General features: G+C 70.9%; 19 protein-coding genes and 1 riboswitch. Of the genes, 8 read left to right on the top strand and 11 right to left on the bottom strand.

Annotation, left to right across the window (positions count from 1 at the left end; genetic code table 11):
- The first annotated feature begins 43 nt into the window (after positions 1–43).
- Positions 44–754 carry an ion channel gene (locus QSV35_RS08635; protein ID WP_286288269.1) on the top strand — a complete coding sequence of 237 codons (711 nt, stop codon included), beginning with the start codon at positions 44–46 and terminating at the stop codon, positions 752–754.
- Here the strand turns inward: QSV35_RS08635 and QSV35_RS08630 are convergent, their stop codons facing one another.
- Genes QSV35_RS08630 through cofG form a run of 5 tightly spaced genes read right to left on the bottom strand, consistent with a single transcriptional unit; the run spans position 755 to position 6,849 of the window.
- Positions 755–1,216: a GNAT family N-acetyltransferase gene (locus tag QSV35_RS08630; RefSeq protein ID WP_286288268.1), complete on the bottom strand. Its 462-nt coding sequence runs from the start codon at positions 1,214–1,216 to the stop codon at positions 755–757. It lies immediately after the preceding gene.
- Between the two features lie 12 nt (positions 1,217–1,228).
- On the bottom strand, positions 1,229–2,245 hold the full coding sequence (fgd, locus tag QSV35_RS08625) for a glucose-6-phosphate dehydrogenase (coenzyme-F420) (protein ID WP_286288266.1): 1,017 nt from the start codon (positions 2,243–2,245) through the stop codon (positions 1,229–1,231).
- 31 nt (positions 2,246–2,276) lie between these two features.
- The gene (gene cofC / locus QSV35_RS08620; RefSeq protein WP_286288265.1) at positions 2,277–2,879 is read right to left on the bottom strand and encodes a 2-phospho-L-lactate guanylyltransferase; all 603 of its coding nucleotides are present in this window, start codon (positions 2,877–2,879) and stop codon (positions 2,277–2,279) included.
- The gene (locus QSV35_RS08615; RefSeq protein WP_286288263.1) at positions 2,879–4,357 is read right to left on the bottom strand and encodes a flavin-containing monooxygenase; all 1,479 of its coding nucleotides are present in this window, start codon (positions 4,355–4,357) and stop codon (positions 2,879–2,881) included. The genes cofC and QSV35_RS08615 overlap by 1 nt, the downstream gene beginning before the upstream one ends.
- Positions 4,354–6,849, bottom strand: coding sequence for a 7,8-didemethyl-8-hydroxy-5-deazariboflavin synthase CofG (gene cofG, locus QSV35_RS08610; protein WP_419956829.1), 2,496 nt, complete (start codon positions 6,847–6,849; stop codon positions 4,354–4,356). Before cofG ends, QSV35_RS08615 begins: the two co-directional genes overlap by 4 nt.
- A 335-nt stretch (positions 6,850–7,184) precedes the next feature.
- On the opposite strand from cofG, the gene QSV35_RS08605 reads away from it, so the two are divergent.
- Entirely contained in the window at positions 7,185–7,580 is a 396-nt protein-coding gene (locus QSV35_RS08605) for a hypothetical protein (protein ID WP_286288261.1), read from the top strand.
- Between the two features lie 28 nt (positions 7,581–7,608).
- Here the strand turns inward: QSV35_RS08605 and QSV35_RS08600 are convergent, their stop codons facing one another.
- From QSV35_RS08600 to QSV35_RS08590, 3 genes are all read right to left on the bottom strand, one after another.
- Positions 7,609–8,442 carry an ABC-2 transporter permease gene (locus tag QSV35_RS08600; protein WP_286288260.1) on the bottom strand — a complete coding sequence of 278 codons (834 nt, stop codon included), beginning with the start codon at positions 8,440–8,442 and terminating at the stop codon, positions 7,609–7,611.
- Positions 8,439–11,600, bottom strand: a complete 3,162-nt coding sequence (locus QSV35_RS08595) for an ATP-binding cassette domain-containing protein (RefSeq protein WP_286288258.1) — start codon at positions 11,598–11,600, stop codon at positions 8,439–8,441. Before QSV35_RS08595 ends, QSV35_RS08600 begins: the two co-directional genes overlap by 4 nt.
- A gap of 154 nt (positions 11,601–11,754) precedes the next feature.
- Positions 11,755–13,110 (bottom strand): HNH endonuclease signature motif containing protein, encoded by a 1,356-nt coding sequence (locus QSV35_RS08590; protein ID WP_286288257.1) that lies wholly within the window; start codon positions 13,108–13,110, stop codon positions 11,755–11,757.
- 234 nt (positions 13,111–13,344) lie between these two features.
- Here QSV35_RS08590 and QSV35_RS08585 point away from each other — a divergent pair, with 234 nt between their 5' ends.
- The 3 genes from QSV35_RS08585 to QSV35_RS08575 all read left to right on the top strand — a co-directional run bounded on the left by QSV35_RS08585 (position 13,345) and on the right by QSV35_RS08575 (position 15,953).
- Positions 13,345–13,860, top strand: a complete 516-nt coding sequence (locus tag QSV35_RS08585; protein WP_286288256.1) for a GNAT family N-acetyltransferase — start codon at positions 13,345–13,347, stop codon at positions 13,858–13,860.
- Positions 13,861–13,948: 88 nt separating this feature from the next.
- Complete coding sequence (locus QSV35_RS08580; RefSeq protein WP_286288255.1) at positions 13,949–15,007, top strand: enoyl-CoA hydratase/isomerase family protein; 1,059 nt, start codon at positions 13,949–13,951, stop codon at positions 15,005–15,007.
- 13 nt (positions 15,008–15,020) lie between these two features.
- The gene (locus QSV35_RS08575; RefSeq protein WP_286288254.1) at positions 15,021–15,953 is read left to right on the top strand and encodes a J domain-containing protein; all 933 of its coding nucleotides are present in this window, start codon (positions 15,021–15,023) and stop codon (positions 15,951–15,953) included.
- A 19-nt stretch (positions 15,954–15,972) separates the two neighbouring features.
- Here QSV35_RS08575 and QSV35_RS08570 read toward each other — a convergent pair whose 3' ends face one another.
- A complete protein-coding gene (locus QSV35_RS08570; RefSeq protein ID WP_286288253.1) occupies positions 15,973–17,412 on the bottom strand; it encodes a D-alanyl-D-alanine carboxypeptidase family protein in 1,440 nt (479 codons plus the stop codon).
- A 37-nt stretch (positions 17,413–17,449) separates the two neighbouring features.
- A riboswitch (TPP riboswitch) is annotated at positions 17,450–17,554 on the top strand.
- Here QSV35_RS08570 and QSV35_RS08565 point away from each other — a divergent pair.
- The 3 genes from QSV35_RS08565 (at position 17,546) to QSV35_RS08555 (ending at position 20,580) form a co-directional block, all read left to right on the top strand.
- Positions 17,546–18,181, top strand: a complete 636-nt coding sequence (locus QSV35_RS08565; RefSeq protein WP_286288252.1) for an ECF transporter S component — start codon at positions 17,546–17,548, stop codon at positions 18,179–18,181. Its footprint overlaps the riboswitch before it by 9 nt.
- 1 nt (position 18,182) lies before the next feature.
- Positions 18,183–19,655 (top strand): ABC transporter ATP-binding protein, encoded by a 1,473-nt coding sequence (locus QSV35_RS08560; RefSeq protein ID WP_353618970.1) that lies wholly within the window; start codon positions 18,183–18,185, stop codon positions 19,653–19,655.
- A 127-nt stretch (positions 19,656–19,782) separates the two neighbouring features.
- A complete protein-coding gene (locus QSV35_RS08555) occupies positions 19,783–20,580 on the top strand; it encodes an energy-coupling factor transporter transmembrane component T family protein (RefSeq protein ID WP_286288474.1) in 798 nt (265 codons plus the stop codon).
- On the opposite strand, the gene QSV35_RS08550 is transcribed toward QSV35_RS08555, so the two are convergent.
- Positions 20,581–21,306: an aminoglycoside 3'-phosphotransferase gene (locus tag QSV35_RS08550; protein WP_286288251.1), complete on the bottom strand. Its 726-nt coding sequence runs from the start codon at positions 21,304–21,306 to the stop codon at positions 20,581–20,583.
- Positions 21,303–21,650, bottom strand: a complete 348-nt coding sequence (locus QSV35_RS08545; RefSeq protein WP_286288250.1) for a DUF488 domain-containing protein — start codon at positions 21,648–21,650, stop codon at positions 21,303–21,305. Before QSV35_RS08545 ends, QSV35_RS08550 begins: the two co-directional genes overlap by 4 nt.
- Between the last annotated feature and the right edge of the window lie 45 nt (positions 21,651–21,695).

Raw genomic sequence — 21,695 nt, 5'->3', positions numbered from 1 at the left:
ATTGTTCTGCCCGAGAGCGCTGCCGCGGTCGTACGATCACGCCATGGATCAGCAGCGCTGGCAGAAAGTCATGGAATGGCCGCTCGTGGCGGCGGCCCTCATCTTCCTCGCGGCATACGCGTGGGAGGTGATCGCGGACCTGTCGGGGCCGGCCGCCGTGCCCGCCGAGTTGATCCAGGCGCTGACGTGGGCGTTGTTCCTCGTCGACTACGGCATGAACCTGTATCTCGCGAAACCGCGCGGGAGATGGTTCCGCTCGCATCTGTTCGATCTCGCGGTCGTCGTGCTGCCGATGATGCGTCCGCTGCGCGCGCTGCGGTTCGTGACGCTGCTGCGGGTACTCGATCGCACGGCGGGCGTCGCCATCCGCGGTCGCATCGCCCTCTACGTGACGAGCGCCGCGTCGCTCCTGGTGTTCGTCGCGGCGCTGGCGGTGCTGGATGCGGAGCGGCCCGCAGCGGGCTCGACCATCAAGACCCTCGGCGACGCGCTGTGGTGGGCGGTCGTCACCGTGACGACCGTCGGCTACGGCGACGAGGTGCCGATCACCCCGCAGGGCCGCATCATCGCGGCCGCCCTCATGGTCTGCGGCATCGCCCTCCTCGGTATCGTCACGGCGACCTTCGCGGCGTGGATCATCGAGAAGATCGCGGTGCAGGACGCCGAGCAGCAGGCGGTCACGGTCGCCCACATCAAGTCGCTCGAATCCAAGATCGAGACGCTGCAGGAGATGATCTCCACACTGCAACGCTGATCAGGTGCGGCGCATCCGGATCTCGCGGACGTCGTGCTCGATCTTGACGGGTCCGTCGGGCGCGAAGCCCTGTTTGCGGTAGAACGCCTGCGCGCGCGGGTTGGGGTCGGCGACCCACAGGATGACGTCCTCGTCGGGGTCGACGACGGCATTCAGCAAGGCTGCACCGGCACCGCTCCCGTAGTGCGCGGCGAGGAGGTACAGGTTGTACAGCTGGCGCTCCGCATCCGCCGTCTCCGAAGGTCCGGACAGCGCGAGCCCCACCACTTCGCCGTCGATCTCGGCGAGCGCGGCGCGCGTGCGGCCCGAGTCGTCCGCGAGCACGTTCGCCCAGAAGCGCTCGCGGCGCGGAATGAAGGTCGGGTCGTCGAGGATGGCGTCGGAGAAGAGCCCGCGATACGCCTCCTGCCACGCCTGCACGTGCCCGCGCGAGGGCCGGGATGTCGGCGGCGCGCGGTGCACGGACGGTCACGGTCACCGCGCCCGCAGGCGCGGGGCGAGCTCGTTCTCGAAGAGGGTCTGGAAGCGCTCCTGGTCCTGACCGGGCGCGTGGAAGACGAGGTGGTTGAAGCCCCAGTCGATGTACTGGCCGATCTGCGCCACCACCTCGTCCGGGTCGGTGCCGACGATCCAGCGCTTCGCGATCTGCTCGATCGGCAGCGCGTCCGCGGCCTGCTCCATCTCGACGGGGTCGGTGATGTCGTGCTTCTGCTCCTTGGAGAGCGACAACGGCGACCAGAAGCGCGTGTTGTCGAGCGCGGCATCGAGCGTGTGCTCGTAGGAGAGCTTGATCTCGATCATGCGGTCGATGGATGCAGGGTCCTTGCCGGCCGCCTCGGCACCCTCCGCGACCGCGGGGATGAGCTGGTCGACATAGAGCTCGGGGCCCTTGCCCGACGTGCAGATGAACCCATCGCCCGCGCGGCCCGCGTACTTCGCGACCACGGGGCCGCCGGCCGCGATGTAGATCGGGATGCCGCCCTCGGGACGGTCGTAGATCGAGGCGTCGTGGGTCGAGTAGTACTCGCCCTCGAACGTCACCCGGTCGCCCGCCCACAGCGCCCGCATGAGGCGGACGGCTTCACGCAAGCGCGCGAAGCGCTCCTTGAACTCGGGCCAGTCCTGGTCGCCCGCGCCGCGGAAGCCGGTCGCGACCTCGTTCAGCGCCTCGCCCGTGCCGATGCCGAGGATCACACGATCGGGGTAGAGGCATCCCATCGTCGCGAACGCGTGCGCGATGACGGCCGGGTTGTACCGGAACGTCGGGGTGAGCACGCTCGTGCCGATGCGGATCGTCGAGGTCCGCTCACCGACCGCCGCCATCCACGAGAGGGAGAACGGTGCGTGCCCGCCGGTGTGCCGCCACGGCTGGAAGTGGTCGCTGACGAACACCGATTCGAATCCGTGGCGCTCCGCGCCGACGGCGATCTCGACGAGCTCGCGGGGGCCGAACTGCTCGGCGGAGGCCTTGTAGCCGAGGGTGAGGGTCATCGTGTCTCCTTCAGTGGAACCGGCGGGCGGGTCAGGCAGATGCAGTCAGCATCCGGGTGGCGAACACGGCCGCCGTACGCGGCCCGAGTCCCAGAGACGCGGCGGCCTCGAGCTGGGCGAGCGTGTCGACGTCGCGGCGCAGGCTCGACGTCGAGGCCACCGCGAGTGGCACGCACCCGAGCGCGACGTGGCGGGCGAACGAGTCGTGGCCGAAGGCCGACGCCCACGGCTGGCCCGGGGTCGCGGTCACGAGCGTCGAGCCCGTGCCCTCGGCATCCGGGACGACCGCGCGGGGCCGGGATGCGGCATCCCGCAGCGCATCTGTCAGATCCTCCGAGCGGAGGGCCGGCAGGTCGCCGAGCAGAGCCGCACGGAATCCGGTCGCCGGCATGACTGCCGCGATCGCCGCATCGATGCCGCCGCCGGCATCCGCCGCGATCGTCGCCCCCAGTACCTGCGCTTCGCGCGCGACCGTGTGATCCGACGTCACGACGACGACGCGCGCCGCATCCACCGCCGCTGCGATCGTGTCGAGCGCGATCGCGCGGGCGAGCTCGGTGCGCCGCAGCCCCGGCACCGCGAGGCGCGACTTGCCGTGGTCGGTGTGCTTGACCGGGATGACGATGGTCCACATCACGCGACCTCGCGCTCTCGGGTGAACCGTCGAGAGGGCTCGAACTCGGAGCCGTCGGCCCGCGCGAGACGCTCGCGGAAGGCGCCCACGGTGCCCGGCCACAGCAGGGTGAGGCGCCCGGACCGCGCGTCGACGTACCAGTTGCGGCATCCTCCGGTGATCCAGGGGGTGGATGCCGCGGCCCGGTCGATCTCTGCGGTGTACGCGCTCTCCGCCTCCGGCGCGACGCGCAGCACGCCGTCGCGGTCGTCCTCGAAGCGGCCGGCGAGCGTGCGCGCGGCGTAGGCGGCCTGCTCCTCGATCATGAGGACGGACGAGTTGTGCCCGAGCGAGGCGTTCGGGCCGTCGAGGACGAAGAGGTTCGGGAAGCCGCTCACGACGGTCGAGGCGAAGGACGTCATCCCGCCCGCCCAGTGCTCGGCGAGCGTGCCCCGCTCGCCGGTCACGAGCTCGGCATACGGCTGCTGCGTGGAGGCGAACCCGGTCGCGAAGACGATGGCATCGACCTCGTGACGCGCGCCATCCGCGGAGACGACCGTGCTCCCCTCGACGGTGGCCAGCGCGGATGCCTCGAGCGTCACGGCTCCGGACGCGATCGCGGGGTAGAAGTCGTCGCTCAGCAGCACCCGCTTGCAGCCGAAGGCGTAGTCCGGAGTCAGCAGCTCTCGCAGGGCCGGGTCGTCGAGCTGGTCGTACAGGTGGGCGAGCGCGACTTCGCGGGCCAGGGCGGATGCCGCGGCATCCCCCGATCGCGAAGCGAATCGCTCCTCGCCCTCGTCGTACAGCTCGGCGCGGAGGGCGGCGAGCTCGTCCGGACGCTCGCGGAACCGCATGCGCTCGGCTTCGCTGTACGCGCGCGCTCCGCGCGGGACGATCCATGCCGGAGTCCGCTGGAAGAGCGTCACGTGCGCCGTGCGGGAGAGCTCGGGGACGAGCTGCACGGCGGACGCCCCCGTGCCGACGACCGCGATGCGGGTGCCCTGGAGGTCGACATCGTGCCGCCACCGGGACGAGTGGAACACCGGGCCGGGGAATCGGGCGAGACCGGGGACGGACGGGATGCGAGGCTCGGTCAGCCGCCCGCACGCGAGGACGAGAGCGTCCGCGGTGACGGTCTCGGGATGCCGCCCGCCGAGGTCGATGCGCCACCGATCGTCGTCCCAGCTCGCGGACGTGAGGGGCGTGTTCAGCCGTGGTGCGATGCGCTCGTCCGCGGCGACACGCTCCAGGTACGCGCGGATCTCCGCGCCGTTCGCGTACACGCCGGACCAGTCCGGGTTGGGGTGCGCGGCGAAGCCGTAGAGGTGGCTCGGGATGTCGCACGCGACCCCCGGATACGTGTTGTCCCGCCACGTGCCGCCGAGGGATGCCGCACGCTCGACGACCAGCACGTCGTCGATGCCGGCGTCGCGCAGGGCCATCGTCGCGGCGAGCCCCGCGAAGCCCGCCCCGACGACCACGACCTCGTGGTGCGTCATGTCGCGACCTGGTAGTCGGTCGTGCGCAGCCGGAACGGCCGGAACATGCGTGCGGCGAGGGCCGCCGCATCCGCCACCGGCAGTTCGAGGCCCTGCTCGATGCCCGCCGCCGGCTTCACGCGCCCGTCGAGGAGTACGCCGCCGAGGTCGTCGCCGCCCGATTGCAGCAGGACGCCCGCGGTCGGAAGGCCCAGCCGCGTCCAGGGGATCTGGATGTGCGGGATCGATCCGGAGAGCATCAGGCGCGAGACCGCGACCACGGCACGGTGCTCGTCGACGTCCGCGCGCCCGGGGACGAGGGGGATGCCGCCCTGCGGCCCGGGCAGGGGGATCGGAACGAACTCGGTGAAACCGCCTCCGGTCGCCGAGCCGCCTCCGGTCGCCGAGCTCGTCGAGGCGCGCTGGATGCGGATGAGCTCCCGGAGGTGCGCGATCCGCTCGCGCGCGGTCTCGACGTGGCCGTAGAACAGCACGCTCGTGGAGTGGAAGCCCGCGCGGTGCGCCGCCGTGATGCCCTCGATCCAGCGGTCGATCTCAAGGTCGCCGGGGGCGACGAGTGCGCGCACCCGCTCGCTCAGGATCTTGACGCCGGTGCCGGGGACGGTGTCGACGCCGGCGTCCTTCATCGCGCTCAGCGCGGCCTCGAGGCCGTATCCGCCGCGGTCGGCGAGATCCCATACGTCCTGCGGGCGGTAGGCGTGCAGGTGAAGGCTCGGTACGGCGCGCTTCGCCGTACGGACGATCTCGAGATAGGCGGACGGGTCTTCGGATGCCGGCAGCCGGCCCTGGACACACAGCTCGGTGGCGCCGAGGTCCGCGGCATCCACCGCGATCGCGGCGACGTCGTAGAGCGTGAACGTCTGCGGGTCCGTGTCGTCTTCGGTGCTGGGGGTGCTCCGGAATCCGGAGGAGGTGAGGTTGCGGTTGACGACGAGGGTGACCGCCTCGCCGATCGTGTAGCGACGCACGTCGTCCGCGGTCGCGGTGAGGAGGTCGAGGTCGTCGCCCGTCGCTTCGAGGAGGCGCACCCACTCGTCGTCGTCGAGGGATGCGGGGGACGCCGCCGCCCGCTCGATGAGCTGCCCGACTGGTCGCGCGTTCACGACCCCCAAGCTCGTCGAGGGGTCTTCCACCTGTCCGTCGTGGGTGCGACGCCTCGACAGGCTCGGCGACCGGTTGGCGTTCGAGTTCGGATGACTCCCGGCCCCCGAGCTTGTCGAGGGGTCGTCCGTCGAGTTGCGGGTGGATTCTGTGAAGCGCCGAGCGGCCAATCCATCGACCCCCGCAAGCCGCAGCACCGCGGGCCGCAGCCCCGCATCGATCCACTCCTCGGCATCGACGACGTACGGCGGCTGGGCGGTGAGGCGTTCGCGCAGCTCGAAGCCGAGGTCCGCGGTGCGCGCGGCGAGGTCGTCGAGGTGCGGCCAGGGACGTTCCGGGTTGACGTGGTCGGCGGTGAGCGGCGAGACCCCGCCCCAGTCGTCGGCGCCGGCTCGCACGAGGAGATCGAGCTCCGTGACGTCGGACAGATTCGGCGGCACCTGGATCCGCATGTCCGGTCCCATGACGAGCCGGGCGACGGCGACGGCGGCGACATACTCGAGGGTCTCCGCATCCGCCGCCCCGCGCATGGCCGTGTGGTCCTTCGCGCGGAAGTTCTGGACGATCACCTCCTGCACGTGGCCGAGACCTGCGGAGGCGTGGCGCTCGTGCGCCGCGCGGATCGCGACGAGCGACTCCGCCCGGTCGCGCACCGTCTCGCCGATGCCCACCAGGATGCCGGTCGTGAACGGCACTCGTGCGCGACCCGCATCCTCGATCACCCGCAGGCGGACCGCCGGATCCTTGTCGGGCGACCCGTAGTGCACCTGGCCGGGCTCCTCGAACAGGCGCCGCGAGCTCGTCTCGAGCATCATCCCCATCGACGGCGCCACCGGGCGCATGGCGACGAGCTCGTCGTACGACATGACGCCGGGGTTCGCGTGGGCGAGGAGTCCCGTCTCCGCGGTCACGAGGCGTGCCATCGCAGCGACGTAGTCGAGGGTCGACGCGTAGCCGTGGTCGTCGAGCCACTGGCGGGCTGCAGGCCACCGCTCCTCGGGGCGGTCGCCGAGCGTGAGGAGCGCCTCCTTGCAGCCGAGCGCCGCGCCCTGGCGCGCGACCGACAGGACCTGCTCAGGCGTCATGTACACCGGCTTGTGGAGCTTCAGGAGCTGGCCGGGGGTGTCGACGAAGATGCAGTAGTGGCAGCGGTCGCGGCAGAGGGTCGTCAGCGGGATGAAGACCTTGCGCGAGTAGGTGATGACGCCCGCGCGGCCGGAGGCGGCGAGCCCCGCATCCCGCAGCGCGGATGCCAGGCCGAGCAACTGCTCCAGTTGCGCGCCGCGCGCGTGGAGCAGCGCTTCCGCGTCGTCGACCTCGACGCGACCGCCCGAGGCGGTGCGGTCGAGGGCTGCATCGATGTGTGCGGGATCGATCCGTGTCGAGTCGATCCCGGTGCTTTCGGGCAGCTCGCGGGCGTCCTCGGACGGGGCGGGGGCGTCGCGGATGGCCCTGACGGTGGCGCTGTCGAGAGTCACTGTTCCAGTCTTGCACCGCCCGGTGCGCGCCCGGGCCGGAGAAGGATGCGCGGTTCGCGGCGGCCGTATGCCGGTTCGCTCCTGAAGGGCGGGACGCGCATCTGCGGTCGCGGGGGTCGGGCACCGTGGGCCGCGCCGCGACGGACCGTCCTGACGCCGCCGGATATGTGCTCACCGACAACCGGATCGTTGCCGGTCTGTGAGCAAACACGAGGTTCGGCATCGGGGTGCGCTGGCAGACTGGGGGAATGGTCACGCTGCTGCTCGATTCCGCGCAGCTCCGAGTCGTGCTCTCACGGACGGAGCGGGCGCTCTCGTTCCGCCGCCGCGACGTCACCGTCGAGCGGTCCGCGATCGCGAAGGTACAGCTGACGGATGATGCGTGGACGTGGCTGCGCGGAGTTCCCGACCCGGGCACGAACTTCCCCGTCACCGTCGCCGCCGGCTCGTGGAAGTCGGCGGGAGGCCGCGACTTCGTGATGCTGCGGGGCCGGAAGCCGAGCGTCGTCATCGACCTCGAGGGCCACGACGAGTTCCAGCGTCTCGTGCTGACGACCCGTCACGGGGTCGCGCTCGTGCAGGCGCTGCGCCTCGACAGCGTCGGCGACGAACTGGCCGACGTGGCCGAACTCGTCGCCGAATAGCCGCGACGGTATCGGCCGGGGTCAGACGTCAGCTGACGTCGCGTCGCCAGCTCGTGAGGTAGCCGAGCACCAGGAACACGACGGCGTAGCCGAGCAGGACGAGTCCGCCGGCCCACCACTCGAGCGGATGGCCGGCCGCTGCGCTCGAGCCGCCGGTCGAGAACGTCGTGAAGACGCTCGACCCGACGAGCGCGTCGCTCGCGGCGCCGGGGAGGAACCGGGTGATGTCCGACATCCCGGAGACGAAAGCGGATGCCGCGCGCGCGATCGGCTCGATGAACTGGGTGAAGGCGAGCACGATGACGATCGCGGCGACCTGGTTGCGCACCAGCGTGCCGACGCCGATGCCGATGAGCGTCCACACGACGAAGGCCAGGACTATGCGGCCGAGCAGCGCCCACGTGCTGGTCTCGCCGAGCTGTGTGTCGATGCCGAATCCGGCGAGCACGCCGGCGGCGGGTCCGACGGTGGAGATGAGGGCGAACATCGCGTACAGGACTCCGAGCACGATCCCGACGACGACCTTCGCCGCGAGGACGCGCCCGCGTCGCGGCGTCGCGAGGAAGGTCGGGGTCAGCGTCTTGTGGCGGAACTCCGTCGTCACCATCAGCGTGCCGATGAGCAGCGGGAAAACGTACCCGATAGACGAGGCGAGTGCATAGAGAACCGGCACGATCGTCTCCGCCGGGAGCTTCGGCGCGTTGGTTCCCGTGAGCTTCCCTGCCGAGGATGCCGCGAAAACGACGCCGAGGCCCGTCGCGGTCATGCCGACGTAGACGACCAGGACGATCGCGAGCACCCACCACATCGCGGTGGAGAACTGCTTCGTGACCTCGGAGCGGCTCGCTGCGACCAGGCTCATCGCTCGTCACCTTCCTCGTGGTCACCCTTGCGGGGCTGCTCGTCTTCGGGCTGCGCGTCTTCGGGTAGGTCGCCTTCGGGCTGTTCGCCGCCCGGCTGCGCGTCTTCCGGCTGCGCGTCTTCCGGCTGCGCGTCTTCCGGATGGTCGCTTTCCGGCTGGTCGGGACTGCTCGATTCGTCCGACCCGTCCGACCCGTCCGACTCGTCGGTCACGGAGGGCTCGCCGGATGCGGGTTCAGCATCCTCACGCTCATCTGGCTCCGATGGGTCCTCGTCGGGGCCGTCCGGGCCGTCCACGTCGCTGCCCGCCGGTTCTGGCCCCTCACTCGTATCCGACGAGGGTTCTCCCGTGTCGTCGGTCCGGGCGGGCTCGGCGGCCTGGTCTTTTGCCGCGGCACCTGTCGACGTGTCGAACGCGCGGAAGAACGCGTCGGCTGCGACATCCGAGTCGGTCTTCTCGCCTTCGCCGGCATGGGCCGAGTTCGTCACGTACATCGAGTCGATGTCGTCCTCATAGGCGACCTCGTCGGTGTCGTCGACGTCGATGTCGGTCTCTTCGTCCGCATCGGCGGTCGCGGCGAGCGGAACGACATCGATGATCCCCGTCGTCGCGACGGAGTATGCGGGCCGCGGAGCCTCGGGCTCGTCCGTCTTCTTAGCGGCGTTCGCGACGGCCGCTGCGCGGCGGGCGGCTGCGTCGTTCTCCGCCGCCGTGATCCACGACAGCGGGTCGTCCGTAGCCCCGTCGTCGGACGACGCCGGATCGGAAGCGAGTGATTGCCGGCCATCCGCCGACGCGCGGTCATTGTGGAGCCCGAGCGCAGCGAGTGCCGTGACACCGGTGACCGCGGCAGGCTCCTCAACGGATGCAGCAACTGCTGATCCGGAGTGGGCCTCGGGCTCAGCGCGGCCATCCGCGTCGGGGTCGTCGTCGGCGTTCTCGGTGGACGCCTGGCCCGAATCCTCCGCCGTGCCAGGCCCGATCCCCGCAGCATCCGCGTCGACCGAGGTCGCCGCTGCTCCAGCGTCCGCGGCGGCATGTGTGTCCTCGGCGAGGTCGTCCGCCGAGGACGTGCCCCGGGCTGCTTGATCCGTCACAGAGTCGGTGTCGCCCGCTCCCTGGTCGGTGGTCGAGTCGGTGCCGTCGGGGTCGTCCTGATCGGTGCCCGAGTCGGCGTCGCCGTCGGCTGTGCGGTCTGTCCCGGTCTCGGCGTCGCTGTCGGCAGCGAGATTCTTCTCGGATGCCGCGCCGCCCTCGGCCGCGCGATTCGTGTCCGAATCGGCATCACTCGCAGCGGTATTCCGGACATCGTCCACATCCGCTGCCTCCGCCGTCGCGAGGCCTCCGTCGATCACCGCACCGTCGTCGGACGCCGTGCCGTTGCTGGTGTTTGCGTCCTCGTCGGTCGCGGTGCGTTCGTCGGCGCCTCCGTCCTCGTCGGTCGCTTTCCCCTCGCCGGCGACGGCGGATCCGTCGGCCGGTTCGTCTTCGTCGGTGCCCGCGTGTCCGCCAGGCCCGGCGTCATCACCGGCACTCCCGTCCTGTCCGAGTTCGGCATCGTCGTCGCGCTCAGTGTCGTCAGAATGCGCGGCGACGCCCGCGATCAATGCACCTGCGGCGACCGCGCCCGCGCCGGCGAGCGCCGCGCCAGCCGCATTCTTCCCGGCCACGGAAGCTGTGGCATCCGACGAAGTCGCGCGATCCGGTCCGGGCGTTGTGCCCGGTCCCGCCCCGTGTCCCGCCGCTGCCGCAGCGACCGCTGTCGCAGCGACCGCCGCCGGGGCGGCGTCGGCTCCGCGTGAGTCGGCACTGCCTGCGTCGGCACTGCCTGCGTCGGCACCGTCTGCGTCGGCTCCGTCTGCGTCGGCTCCGCCTTCATCGGCGCCGCCTGCGTCGGCACTGCCTGCGTCGGCTCCGCCTGCGTCGGCACCGCCTTCATCGGCACCGTCTGCGTCTGCACCGCCCTCATCGGCGCTCTCGGCTTTCTCTGAAGTCCTGCCGTCCCCCGCGGATGCAGCGGACGCATCGCCCGTCGACGTGACGGCGGCAGCGCCGGCCGGTGCAGTCGAGTCATCGGCCGTTGCGGGGATGACAGCACCCGCAGTGACAGCACCCGCAGCCCCGGCGGCTGCCTCTTCATCCGTGCGGCGATCTTCGCCCGGCATGACACCCGGTGCCGCCGCCGCAGCGCCTGCGACCCCCAGCGCGAGCGCGGCGCCCGCATCGGACCGCCCGTCGAAGTCGGGGTTCGCGCTCGGGTGCACGCGCACGCCGCTGACGAGCTCGAGGAACACCTCCTCGAGTGCGGGGCCGCGTCGCTGCAGCGCAGTGAGGGCGACGCCTGCTGCCGCCGCCGCCCTGCCGACATCGACGGGCTCGGCACCGCGGACGTTGACACCCGAGCGGAGCACCTCCGACTCGATGCCCGCCGCGCGCAGTGCGCCGACGAGCGCGGCACGGTCCGTCGAGTCCACGATCGTCACCTGCTCCGACGGGTCGACGAGGTCGGAGATGGCGCCGCTGAACACGCGGCGGCCGTTCGCGAGGATGAGCACGGCGTCCGCCGTCTGCTGGATCTCGGTCAGGAGGTGCGAGGACACCAGAACGGTGCGGCCCTCGCGGGCGAGCTGCTGCAGGAAGCCGCGCAGCCACTTGATCCCCTCCGGGTCGAGTCCGTTCGCCGGTTCGTCCAGCACCAGCACTCCCGGGTCGCCGAGCAGCGCGTAGGCGAGGCCGAGGCGCTGGCGCATCCCGAGCGAGTAGCCGCCGACCTTGCGGCCCGCGGCATCCGCGAGACCCACCAGTCCGAGGGTCTCGTCGATGCGAGACGTCGCGATCCCCGCCGCCTGCGCGTACACCTTCAGATGATTCGCGCCCGTGCGGCCGGGGTGGAAGCTGGATGCCTCGAGCACGGCGCCCACGGTCTGCAGGGGCCGGGTCAGCTTCGCGTACGGCGCGCCGCCGATCGTCGCGGTCCCGGAGGTGGAGCGGACGAGGCCGAGCAGCATCCGCAGGGTGGTGGTCTTTCCGGCTCCGTTCGGACCGAGGAATCCGGTGACGGCTCCTGGCTGCACCCGGGCGGTGAGATCCGAGACCGCGTGCACTGCTCCGAACTGTTTCGTGAGACGGGAGAACTCCAGCACCTGTCCTTCGGGCATGCGGCACCTCTCCGTATCGCGGGCGTTCTCACTATCCTGCCGGAAAAGCCCCGTTCGTATAGGGAACGCTCAAATGGGGTGAGCCGCAGGCGTTGACAAGATCCGAGCCTTCGCGCGCCGATTCACACGGATGCGCGCATGCCCGTGCACCGGTCTACCACGGCGGCGGTTCGGTATCCACGATCTGACCCGTCGGACTCATCCACCACGTGGTCGCGGTGTCCGGATCTCGATGCAGTCTCCATTCGCTCCTGGTCTTCACGACGTGATGCGGCTCGCACAGCGGGGCGAGGTTCGTGCTCGCTGTCTTCCCGCCGTACTGCCAATCCAGCCGGTGGTCGATCTGGCACTCTCGCGCCGTTCGAACACAGCCGGGGAAGATGCACACGGGGTCTCGTACCCCGAGCCAGCGCCGCAGCGCCTTCGGCACTCGATAGGTGGTGCGATCGACGTCGAGCACAGTCCCGGTGACGGGGTGGGTGAGGATGCGCACCCAGCTCGACGCCTCTCCCGCCAGGTGCTTCGCCGTCTCGATGTCGATCGGTCCGTATCCGTCGAGTGTGGCGGGCTCTTCCGACTGGCCGAGCAGCGTCATCACCGGAATCGTCACGGCGACCGTCGCGCGGGGAGCAGGCTGCACGGTATCCATCACTCCTCCCGTCAGCAGGTCGGCGAGAGCATCCGCGCGCAGCTGCGCGAGCGTGCGCGTCTCGCCCGGCTGGTCGTGGAGATGCCGGGCGTCGGCGTCGATGCGTCCGAACGCTGCCATCGCTTCGGCGGCGGGAAGCAGCGCGCTGAGCATCGCCATCCCGTCGAACTCGGGTTCGAGCCACACCCGCCGGTCGGTCGCGGCGCGGTGGTGACGCTCGTCGAGCGACTCGGGGTGGGCGTGCTCCCGTGCGCGTCGTGCACGGATGCGGAACGGCCCGGGTGACGCCGATGTCGCCGGATCCGCGACGCGCTCGTCGAACTCGGTCCACCCGTCGCCGTCGTCAGGCAGGCTCGCGGCCAGTCGAGCGGCGAAGACGGCGTTCTGCTCGACGACCCAGCCGGCGCCGAACGCAGCCCAGACGCGCGGACATCGCTCCTTCAACGTCGCCGCGTAAGCGCCGCGTGTGCGCACGGCGGTCTCGGACAGGCGAAGCCGGACCGCGAGATCGGCGACCGCCGCACGCACCGCGACCTCGCGTCGCTCGCGTCGCACGTCGCCCGCGGTTCGGTCGCGTGGATCGACCCACAAAGGATCGAGCGTCGGATCGGGACCGACCCACGGATCCGGGCACCGCTCCGCCTCCGCGAGGATCGCGGCGATCGACGCGTACTGCTCCGCGAGCAGCGCGTTCAAGCGGACCGACAGTCCCTCGAGCGCATCGGCCGCGGCGGTGTGCGCCGCACCGCTCGTCCACAGGTCCGACTCACCGTCGGCCGTCGGCGGGAGCTCGCCCGGCAACAGCAGATCATGCTCGTAGAGGTCCTTCGCCGGGTCCTCAAGATCCGTTGATCTGTACATGATTCAAGAGTACGGATGGCCACCGACATTCGATGATAAATACGAACTCAGCGCCTGCGGCGAACGATCAGCATGACGAAGATCGCCACGAACACTGCGACCAGTGCACCGATGGTGGCGCCCATCATCCGGCCGCATCCGCCACGGCCACTCCCGGCGTCACCATGGACATGCCGCCAATCTACTCAGCGGGCGCCGGAACAACGCCGGCAGGCCATCCGCGAGACTGATCGCGTGATCGCCTCGCTCGAGCTCCCCGCATCCATCGCCCCCGACCTTCTCCTCCGCAACGCCGAACCAGGCGACCTCGACGCCATCATCGAGCTCTTGAGCGACGACCCGATCAGCCGTGCCCGCGGGGACCGCGCCTCGGGGGAGGACCGGGCCGACTATGCCCGCGGTCTCGATGAGATCACCCGAGATCCGAACAACACGGTCATCCTCGCCATCGGCAAGAACGCCGGCGGCGAGGAAGAAGAGATCAGGGGGATGCTGCAGCTCACCGTCATCCCGGGGCTCGCCCGTCGCGGCAGCAGACGCCTGCTGATCGAAGCAGTGCGCGTGAGAACCGCACAGCGATCACAAGGCACAGGCACCGCGATGATGCGGTGGGTCATCGACACCGCCGCGCCGGCGACGAACAGCAGGCTCATCCAGCTGACAAGTGACTCGCAGCGCGCCGACGCGCACCGCTTCTACGCGCGTCTCGGCTTCACCGACTCGCACATCGGCTTCAAACTCACGGTGTGAGTGCGGCCGACGGTCAGAGGGCGGCTCGCGGTGCGCCGACGACTCAAGGTGAGAGGGCCGCTCAACGTGTGAGGGTAGCGTTGCGACCGTGACCGAGCACGAACCGACCGTCCTCGTCCGCGCCCGCGCGGGACTTGGCCGAATCACCCTGAACCGTCCGCGCGCCATCAACGCCCTCGACGTCGACATGCTCCGTGCCATCGGCACGGCGCTCGAGGAGTGGCGCAACGACCCCTCCGTCGACGTCGTCCTCATCGACGGCGCGGGCGACCGCGGGTTCTGCGCAGGCGGCGACGTCCGGAGCCTGCGCGAGATGATCCTCGCCGGCCACGCGGATGCGACCGGTGAATTCTTCCGCGTCGAGTACGCCGTAAACGACCTCATCGCGGAGTACCCGAAGCCGGTCGTGACATTCGGCGACGGCGTCACGATGGGCGGCGGCATCGGCCTCGCGGGCCACGCCTCGATCCGCATCGTGACGGAGCGTTCGCGCCTGGCCATGCCCGAGACGCGCATCGGCCTCACCCCGGACGTCGGCGGCAGCTGGCTGCTCGCCCACGCGCCGGGCCGGCTCGGCGAGTACCTCGCGCTGACCGGTGCGGTGATGGATGCCTCGGACGCCATCTACGCGGGCCTCGCCGACCATCTCGTGCCGTCCGAGAACCTGCCCGCGCTGCTCGATGCGCTGGAGACCCGGGCCGACCCGGGCACGCCGTCCGAGCTCGTGCTGCTCTTCGACGAGACGGCCGAGCCCTCGAAGCTCGAAGCCGCCCGCAAGTGGATCGACGACGCCTTCGCGGCCGACACCGTCGCCGAGATCGTCGAGCGGCTGCGCGCGCGGCCGGAGGCCGAGGCATCCATCGCCGCCGACACCCTCGCCGAGCTGTCGCCGACGTCGCTCGCGGTGACACTGGCCGCGGTCCGCGCCGCCCGCGAGCTCCCGGATCTCCGTGCCGCCCTCGCTCAGGAGTACGGCCTCGTGCTGTGGTTCGCGAACACGCAGCCCGACCTCGTGGAAGGCATCCGCGCGCAGCTCGTCGACAAGGACCGCTCGCCGCGCTGGCAGCCCGACACCCACGCGGGCGTCGCGGCGGGCACGGCGCAGGACGCGCTCGCGTACGTCCCGCACGTCGCGCTCTGGGCATAGACGGGCGGACCAGGTGTTCGACAGTCCGCTCTCGGCGTCGGCGTACGAGGTCCTCGGCGTCGCCCCGGATGCCGACGACGAGGCGCTGCGCAAGGCGTACCGGCTGCGGCTGCGCGTGACGCATCCGGACACGGGCGGGGATGCGGCGCTGTTCGTCCAGGTGCAGCTCGCGTGGGAGCTCGTCGGTACCCCCGATGCCCGCGCGGCGTACGACCGCGGGCACGGCTTCGGCCTTCGACAGGCTCAGGGAGCGGGGGAGGCGGAGTGGAGTGGATGGCGCGCCCCGGCGCAGCGGCCCGACACGCGCCCCCGCGCACGCTCCTTCGGCCAGCCGGGCGGCTGGCGTCGCGAGCGCTACCTGCGCCTCATCCGCGAGTGGGCGGGCCGCGGCGTCGATCTCGCCGATCCGTACGATCCCGCGCTCGTGCGCACGGCGCCCCGCGAGGTGCGGCGCCTGCTCGCCGATGCGCTCGCGGAGGAGGAGACGGCACGCATCATCGGCGACCTCGGCATGGGCTACACCGTCTGGCATGACGTGTCGACCAGCGCGGATCCCGAAGACAAGCTCGACCACATCGTGCTCGGCCCGAGCGGGCTCTACGCCATCACCTCCGACGACTTCGGCGGCCCGGTCGGATTCCGCCGCGGGGAGATCGTGGGCCCGGCGGTCGCGGGCGCCCCGATCACGCGGCTCCTCGGCCAGGCGCGCGTCGTCTCCCGCGCAGCCCGGGTGAAGTTCGGCGCCGCGCTCGTCGTGCTGCCCGACGGCGACGTGCCGCAGGCGATCACCGAGCTCGGCCGCATCCGGAGCGTACCCGTCGCCGTCACGAGCCGCTCCGGGCTGGCGACCGCCCTGCGCCGTGGCATCACCGGGACGCGTGACATCGGCGGCAACGAGCTGTTCGACGTGCGGACGCGCCTCCAGCAAGCCGTTCGCTTCGTCTGAGGGCCCGGGCGAGACGCCGTCAGCCGAGGCCGAGAAGCTCCAGCGGGTGGGTGAGGCGCCACATGAGACTCGGCGCCGTGATGTCCCCCGCGAGGACGACGTCCGTCGCCGCCTTGTCGAGCGGCCCGGTGACCGTCAGCGTCCCCACCTTGGCGCCCTTGGTGTCGGCATCCTTCACCGCGACGTCGGTCTTGACGGTGCCGGTCGCCGCGTTCCACAGCACGACCCCCGCATCCGTCGTCGTCACGACAGGCACGCTGTCGCCCCACTTCGTCGTCACGGTGCCGACCGTCGTCCCCTTGGGAACCGAGGGGAAGGGCGTCAGCTGCTTCTCGAGCTGAGCGAACAGGGCGCTCGTCTCCGCCGTGCGGGCCTTGTCGTTCGGCTGGCCGAGGGCCGTGGCGTACAGCCGCACCTTCGTCGATCCGACGGTGACGTCCTTCGCGGCGAGCAGGTCGTATGTGTCGAGCGTGCCGGTCTTGATGCCGACGACGCCCGGCTCGGTCAGGAGCAGCTCGTTGGTGTTCTCGACAGGCCCGGCGCCCGGGAGGACGACCTGCTTCGTGCCCACGATCTCGGCGAAGACCGGGTTGGCCATCGCGAGCTTGCCGAGCGCGATGAGGGATGCCGGGTCGGCGGTGTTGAGCTTGCTGATGCCTGTCGGGCCGACGAGTGAGATCCCGGTGAGACCGTGCTGGCCGAGCCACACCCGGGCGGCGCCGGCGAAGTCCGCGTCGGACGCCCACTGGGACCGTGCGAGCTTCGTGATGTAGTTGCCGGCAGAGCCGATGAGGCCGCCCTGGAGCAGCTGGTACTCCGTGAGCGAGCTGCCGACCGGCACCTTCAGGACGGACTCGCCGGCCTTCTGCATCGTCCGGTACAGGGCGCCGTCGGCTGCCGTGATCGGGTAAGAGGGGCCCTGCTCGCCGGGCTTCAGCGGCAGCTTGTCGAGGATCATGAGCGACGTCACGACCTTCGTGATGCTCGCGATCGTCGTCGGACCCTGCGTCGAGGCCAGAGGCGTCCCGAAGCCCTCGACGACCACCGCTCCGCTGCCCTTCGCGGGCCAGGTGAGGTTCGCGGCCGGCGCTGCGGCCGCGGAGACCGTGTCCGTCGTCAGCTGAGGACGGATGGCATCCAGAGGCCACAGCGCGGTCCCGGCGACGTAGGCGCCGATCACCGCCAGGACGATGAGGATCGGCACCAGGGTCGCCACGGGCGATCTGCGCGGGCGCGTCGCGAGAAGGTCCTCGCTGGTCAGCCAGCCGGTGGTCGTGCTGTGACCGGCGGCGAACGCGTTGTCATCCACCCAGGTCAGCGCGAGCGTCGAGCTCGTCGACGGGACCGCGACCGACGTCGGCGCGGTGCTCGGCCCGAACATCCCGTCGAGCGCACCGCGACCGTCAGCGCCCGCGCCCGCAGAGGGGGCGGCGTCGCTGTCGGCGTCGGTGGATGTCACCCGCCAAACCTACCTTGCGCGTCCGGAGATATACTTCCACCACACACACGGGAGCCCGACAGGGCTGAGAGGAAGCACCCGGCTTCGACCGTCGAACCTGATCTGGGTAATGCCAGCGCAGGGAGGAGAGAACATGCACGCGTCCGCGCCTGCCCATCTGTCGCCGTCCGCAGCGAAGACCCCTGGTCGTCTTCACTGGAGAGTCGTCGACATCGTCGTCACCGCCGTTCTCGGCGTCGCCGTCGGCCTCGTCTTCTGGGGCTGGAACACCATCGGCGGGGCCTGGTTCTCCGTCATGGACGGCCTGACCCCCGGCCTCGGCGGCATCGCCGTCGGCATCTGGCTGATCGGCGGCGTCATCGGCGGCCTCGTCATCCGAAAGCCCGGTGCGGCCATCGCCGTCGAGGTGATCGCCGCGATCCTGTCGGCTCTGATCGGGAACCAGTGGGGCATCTCGACCGTGTTCTCCGGGCTCGCCCAGGGTCTCGGCGCCGAGATCGTGTTCGCGCTCTTCCTCTACGCGCGCTTCACGCTTCCGGTCGCCATGCTGGCCGGTGCCGGAGCTGCGGTCGTCGAGTGGGTGCTCGAGCTCTTCGTCTTCGCGAACATCCAGAAGTCGATCGAGTTCAACCTCATCTACCTCGTCACGATGATCATCTCCGGTGCGCTGCTCGCGGGCGTCGTCGGCTGGCTCCTCGTGCGGGCACTGGCCGCGACAGGAGCGCTCAGCCGATTCGCCGCCGGTCGGGAAGTGCGGCGCGAGGTCTGACGTGACCCGCATCCCGCCCGGTCGCATCACCGCGATCGACTGGGGATGGCGTTACGCCGGCCGGCGCCTGCCGGCCGTGCGCGACGTCTCCTTCACGATCGAGCCCGGCGAGCGCGTCCTCCTGCTCGGAGCGTCCGGCTCCGGCAAGTCGACGCTGCTCGCCGGCATCGCGGGCCTCCTCGGCGGCGCCGACGAGGGCGAGGAGACCGGCGCCCTGCTCGTCGACGGCGAGCGGCCCGAGGCGCATCGCGGCCGCGTCGGACTCGTGCTGCAGGACCCCGACACGGGCGTCGTGCTGTCGAAGGTGGGGGATGACGTCGCCTTCGGCTGCGAGAACCTCGGGGTCCCGGCATCCGACATCCCGTCCCGCGTCGCGGAGGCGCTCGAGGCGGTGGGGCTCGACGTCCCGGTGTCGCGACCGACCAACGCGCTGTCGGGCGGGCAGAAGCAGCGGCTGGCGATCGCGGGCGTGCTGGCTATGCGCCCGGGCGTGCTGCTCCTCGACGAGCCGACGGCGAACCTCGACCCGCAGGGGGTTGGTGAGGTCCGACGTGCTGTCGAGCACGCGGTCGGCGAATCGGGGGCGACCCTCGTCGTCATCGAGCATCGCACCGAGGCGTGGGTGGACCTCATGACGCGCGTCATCGTGCTGGACGCGGGGGGCGGCGTGCTCGCCGACGGAACCCCCGACACGGTGTTCGGCCGGTACGGCGACGCGCTCGCGGCGGCGGGGGTGTGGGTGCCGGGGCAGGCGATCGATCTGCCCGCACTCCCCCCTGCCGACCCGGCGATGGATGCGGTGCTCTCCGCGTCCGGCCTCGCCGTCAGCCGCGATGGCCGCACCGTCGTCCGGGATGCGCTCGACCTGACGGTGCCGCGAGGGACGGGGACCGTCCTCACCGGGCCGAACGGAGTGGGGAAGTCGACGCTCGCTCTCACGCTCGCCGGACTGCTTCCGGAGAAGTCCGGCGAAGTGCTGTCGTCAGCCGACCTCGAAGGGCGTTCCGGACGGCGGCCGATCCGGTGGACCTCGCGCGAACTCCTCACCCGCATCGGCACGGTGTTCCAGGAGCCCGAGCATCAGTTCCTCACCCAGACGCTCCGCGACGAGCTCGCCGTCGGGCCCAAGGCGCTGAAGCTGCCGGTCGCCGAGACCGAGCGGATCGTCGAGGACCTCCTCGAGCGGCTGCACCTCGCGCCGCTCGCCCTGGCCAACCCGTTCACGCTCTCGGGCGGGCAGAAGCGGCGGCTGTCCGTCGCGACGGTGCTTGCCGCATCCCCTGCCGTCATCGTCCTCGACGAGCCGACGTTCGGGCAGGACCGCGTCGGCTGGATCGAGCTCGTCCGCCTGCTGCAGGACGAGATCGCCCGCGGCTCGTCGATCGTCGCCGTCACACACGACGAGGGCGTGGTCCGGCACCTCGGCGGGCAGCGGGTCACCCTCGAAGCGGAGGCGGCGCATGTCGGTCTCTGAACACAAGCCTTCACGAGTCGTTGAGCCCGTGCCGGTCGTTGAGCCCGTGCCGGGCGTTGAGCGAGGGAGGGACGACCGAGACGAAACGCAGGGGGCTGATCTGGAAGGCTCGCCGCGTTTCGACTCGCTGCGCTCGCTCAACGACCGGCATCGACGTGAAGACCCGCGTCGTGCGTGGCTCGACGGCGTCAACCCGGTGACGAAGGTGCTCCTCGCCCTCATCCTCGCGGTGCCGCTCATGGCGTCGATCGATGTCACGAGCGCGGGGGTCGCCATCCTGCTGCAGCTGATGTGCATCCCGCTCACCGGGCTCACCCTCGCGATCGTCGCGAAACGGCTCGCGCCGGTTCTGCTGTTCGCGCCGATCGCCGGTGTCAGCATGCTCCTCTATGGGCAGTCGTCCGGCGAGGTCTACTGGACGTTCGGCGCCGCGACGATCAGCGACGGCTCGATCGAGCTGGCCATCGCGATCTCGCTGCGGGTCGTGGCGCTGGCGCTCCCGACCATCCTGCTGTTCGCCCGGACCGACCCGACGGAGCTCGCCGACGCCCTCGCGCAGGTTGCCCACCTGCCGAGCAGGTTCGTCCTCGGCGTCCTCGCCGGCACCCGCACGCTCGGCCTCTTCCTCGACGACTGGCGCAGCATGGGCCTCGCCCGCCGTGCGCGCGGCGTCGGCGACAAGGGAGCACTGCGACGCTTCTTCTCCATGGCGTTCGTGCTGCTCGTCTTCGCGGTGCGCCGCGGCACGAAGCTCGCGACGGCGATGGAGGCCCGCGGACTCGGCTCCGGGATCGAGCGCACGTGGGCGCGCACCTCGACGGTGGGACCGAGGGATGCGGTGGCGATCGTCGGAGGCATCGCCATCATCGTGATCGCTCTCACGGTCGCGGTGGCGGCGGGCACCTTCCGCTTCGTCTGGAGCTGATCAGGTGGCGTTCCAGAGACCCCGGTAATAGGTGAGGCGGTCACGGTCGGGCGCGATGCCGTACGCATCGATGAGAGCGTCCTCCCAGCCGGGACCGTAGTTCCACTCCGTGCTCATAGAGGCCACCGCGATGTCCGCCCAGCGGTCGGCGACGCCGAGCGAGCCGAGATCGACGTGCGCGGTCCAGCGACCGTCGTCGTCGAGGAGGGTGTTGGGGCAGCAGGCATCCCCGTGGCACACGACGAGCACGTCGTCTGCGGGCGGGGTGCGCAGAGATTCCGGGACGAGGATGCCGCGCGCCTCCGCATCCCGGATGCGATTCGGAACATCCCACCAGAACGGGCACTCGTCCACCGGGAGGGCATCGTGCAGAGCGCGCAATCCTTCGCCGACGGCGCGCACGGCCGTCGCCGGGTCGGCGATCCAGCGCGGATCGACCGCCGATGCACCCGGCAGCGCCGCCGTCACGAGCCACTCGTGCGTATGGTCGGACCCGACCTCGAGCACGCGGGGAACCCGTGTGTGCCGCCCCGCCCACTCGAGCCGGATCACCTCGTCGATCATCGAGGTCTCGGCATTGAACGGCTGCCACTTCACGAACCGGTCGTCGCCGAGGCGGAAGGTGCGGCCGCCGATCCCATTGAGCCACACGGCATCCACCGTCGCGTCGGCGGCGAGTTCGCGGACGACCGGCGGGACCTCCACCGGTTCAATCGGGATCGTCACGAGGCCAGCAGCGCTTCGCGCAGCAGGACCGCGTGGTTCTGCACGGCGTCGTGGACGCTGTGCAGCAGTGTCACGACGCCGTGCCCTCGGAGCTCATCGCGCAGCTGGGGGACTGCGGGGTTCACGGCGAGTTCTGCGCGGTAGGCGGCGGCGAAGGCGTCCCACGACATCCCTTCGTGGTGGAACTCCTTGCGCAACTCCGTCGAGGGCGCGACCTCCTTGGCCCACAGGTCCAGGTCGGCCCGCTCCTTCGAGAGTCCTCGCGGCCACAACCGGTCGACGAGCACACGGAATCCGTCGGCGGACGACGGGTCGTCGTACACGCGCTCGATGCGGATCTCCATACCTTCCAGTCAACACCCATCGGTAGGCTCGTGGGGGTCGGGATG

This window comes from Microbacterium candidum (assembly GCF_030315975.1).
Taxonomy (GTDB): Bacteria; Actinomycetota; Actinomycetes; order Actinomycetales; family Microbacteriaceae; genus Microbacterium; species Microbacterium candidum.
Note: the sequence above shows the minus strand (reverse complement) of the source record. Positions and strands in the feature narration are given on the sequence as shown.

Coding starts and splice junctions, on each gene's coding strand:
- QSV35_RS08595 (WP_286288258.1), bottom strand. CDS start 11,600: ATGCCCGAAGGACAGGTGCTGGAGTTCTCCCGTCTCACGAAACAGTTC.
- cofC (WP_286288265.1), bottom strand. CDS start 2,879: ATGTGGACCATCGTCATCCCGGTCAAGCACACCGACCACGGCAAGTCG.
- QSV35_RS08615 (WP_286288263.1), bottom strand. CDS start 4,357: ATGACGCACCACGAGGTCGTGGTCGTCGGGGCGGGCTTCGCGGGGCTC.
- QSV35_RS08605 (WP_286288261.1), top strand. CDS start 7,185: ATGGTCACGCTGCTGCTCGATTCCGCGCAGCTCCGAGTCGTGCTCTCA.
- QSV35_RS08565 (WP_286288252.1), top strand. CDS start 17,546: ATGCACGCGTCCGCGCCTGCCCATCTGTCGCCGTCCGCAGCGAAGACC.
- QSV35_RS08600 (WP_286288260.1), bottom strand. CDS start 8,442: ATGAGCCTGGTCGCAGCGAGCCGCTCCGAGGTCACGAAGCAGTTCTCC.
- fgd (WP_286288266.1), bottom strand. CDS start 2,245: ATGACCCTCACCCTCGGCTACAAGGCCTCCGCCGAGCAGTTCGGCCCC.
- QSV35_RS08635 (WP_286288269.1), top strand. CDS start 44: ATGGATCAGCAGCGCTGGCAGAAAGTCATGGAATGGCCGCTCGTGGCG.
- QSV35_RS08590 (WP_286288257.1), bottom strand. CDS start 13,110: ATGTACAGATCAACGGATCTTGAGGACCCGGCGAAGGACCTCTACGAG.
- QSV35_RS08545 (WP_286288250.1), bottom strand. CDS start 21,650: ATGGAGATCCGCATCGAGCGCGTGTACGACGACCCGTCGTCCGCCGAC.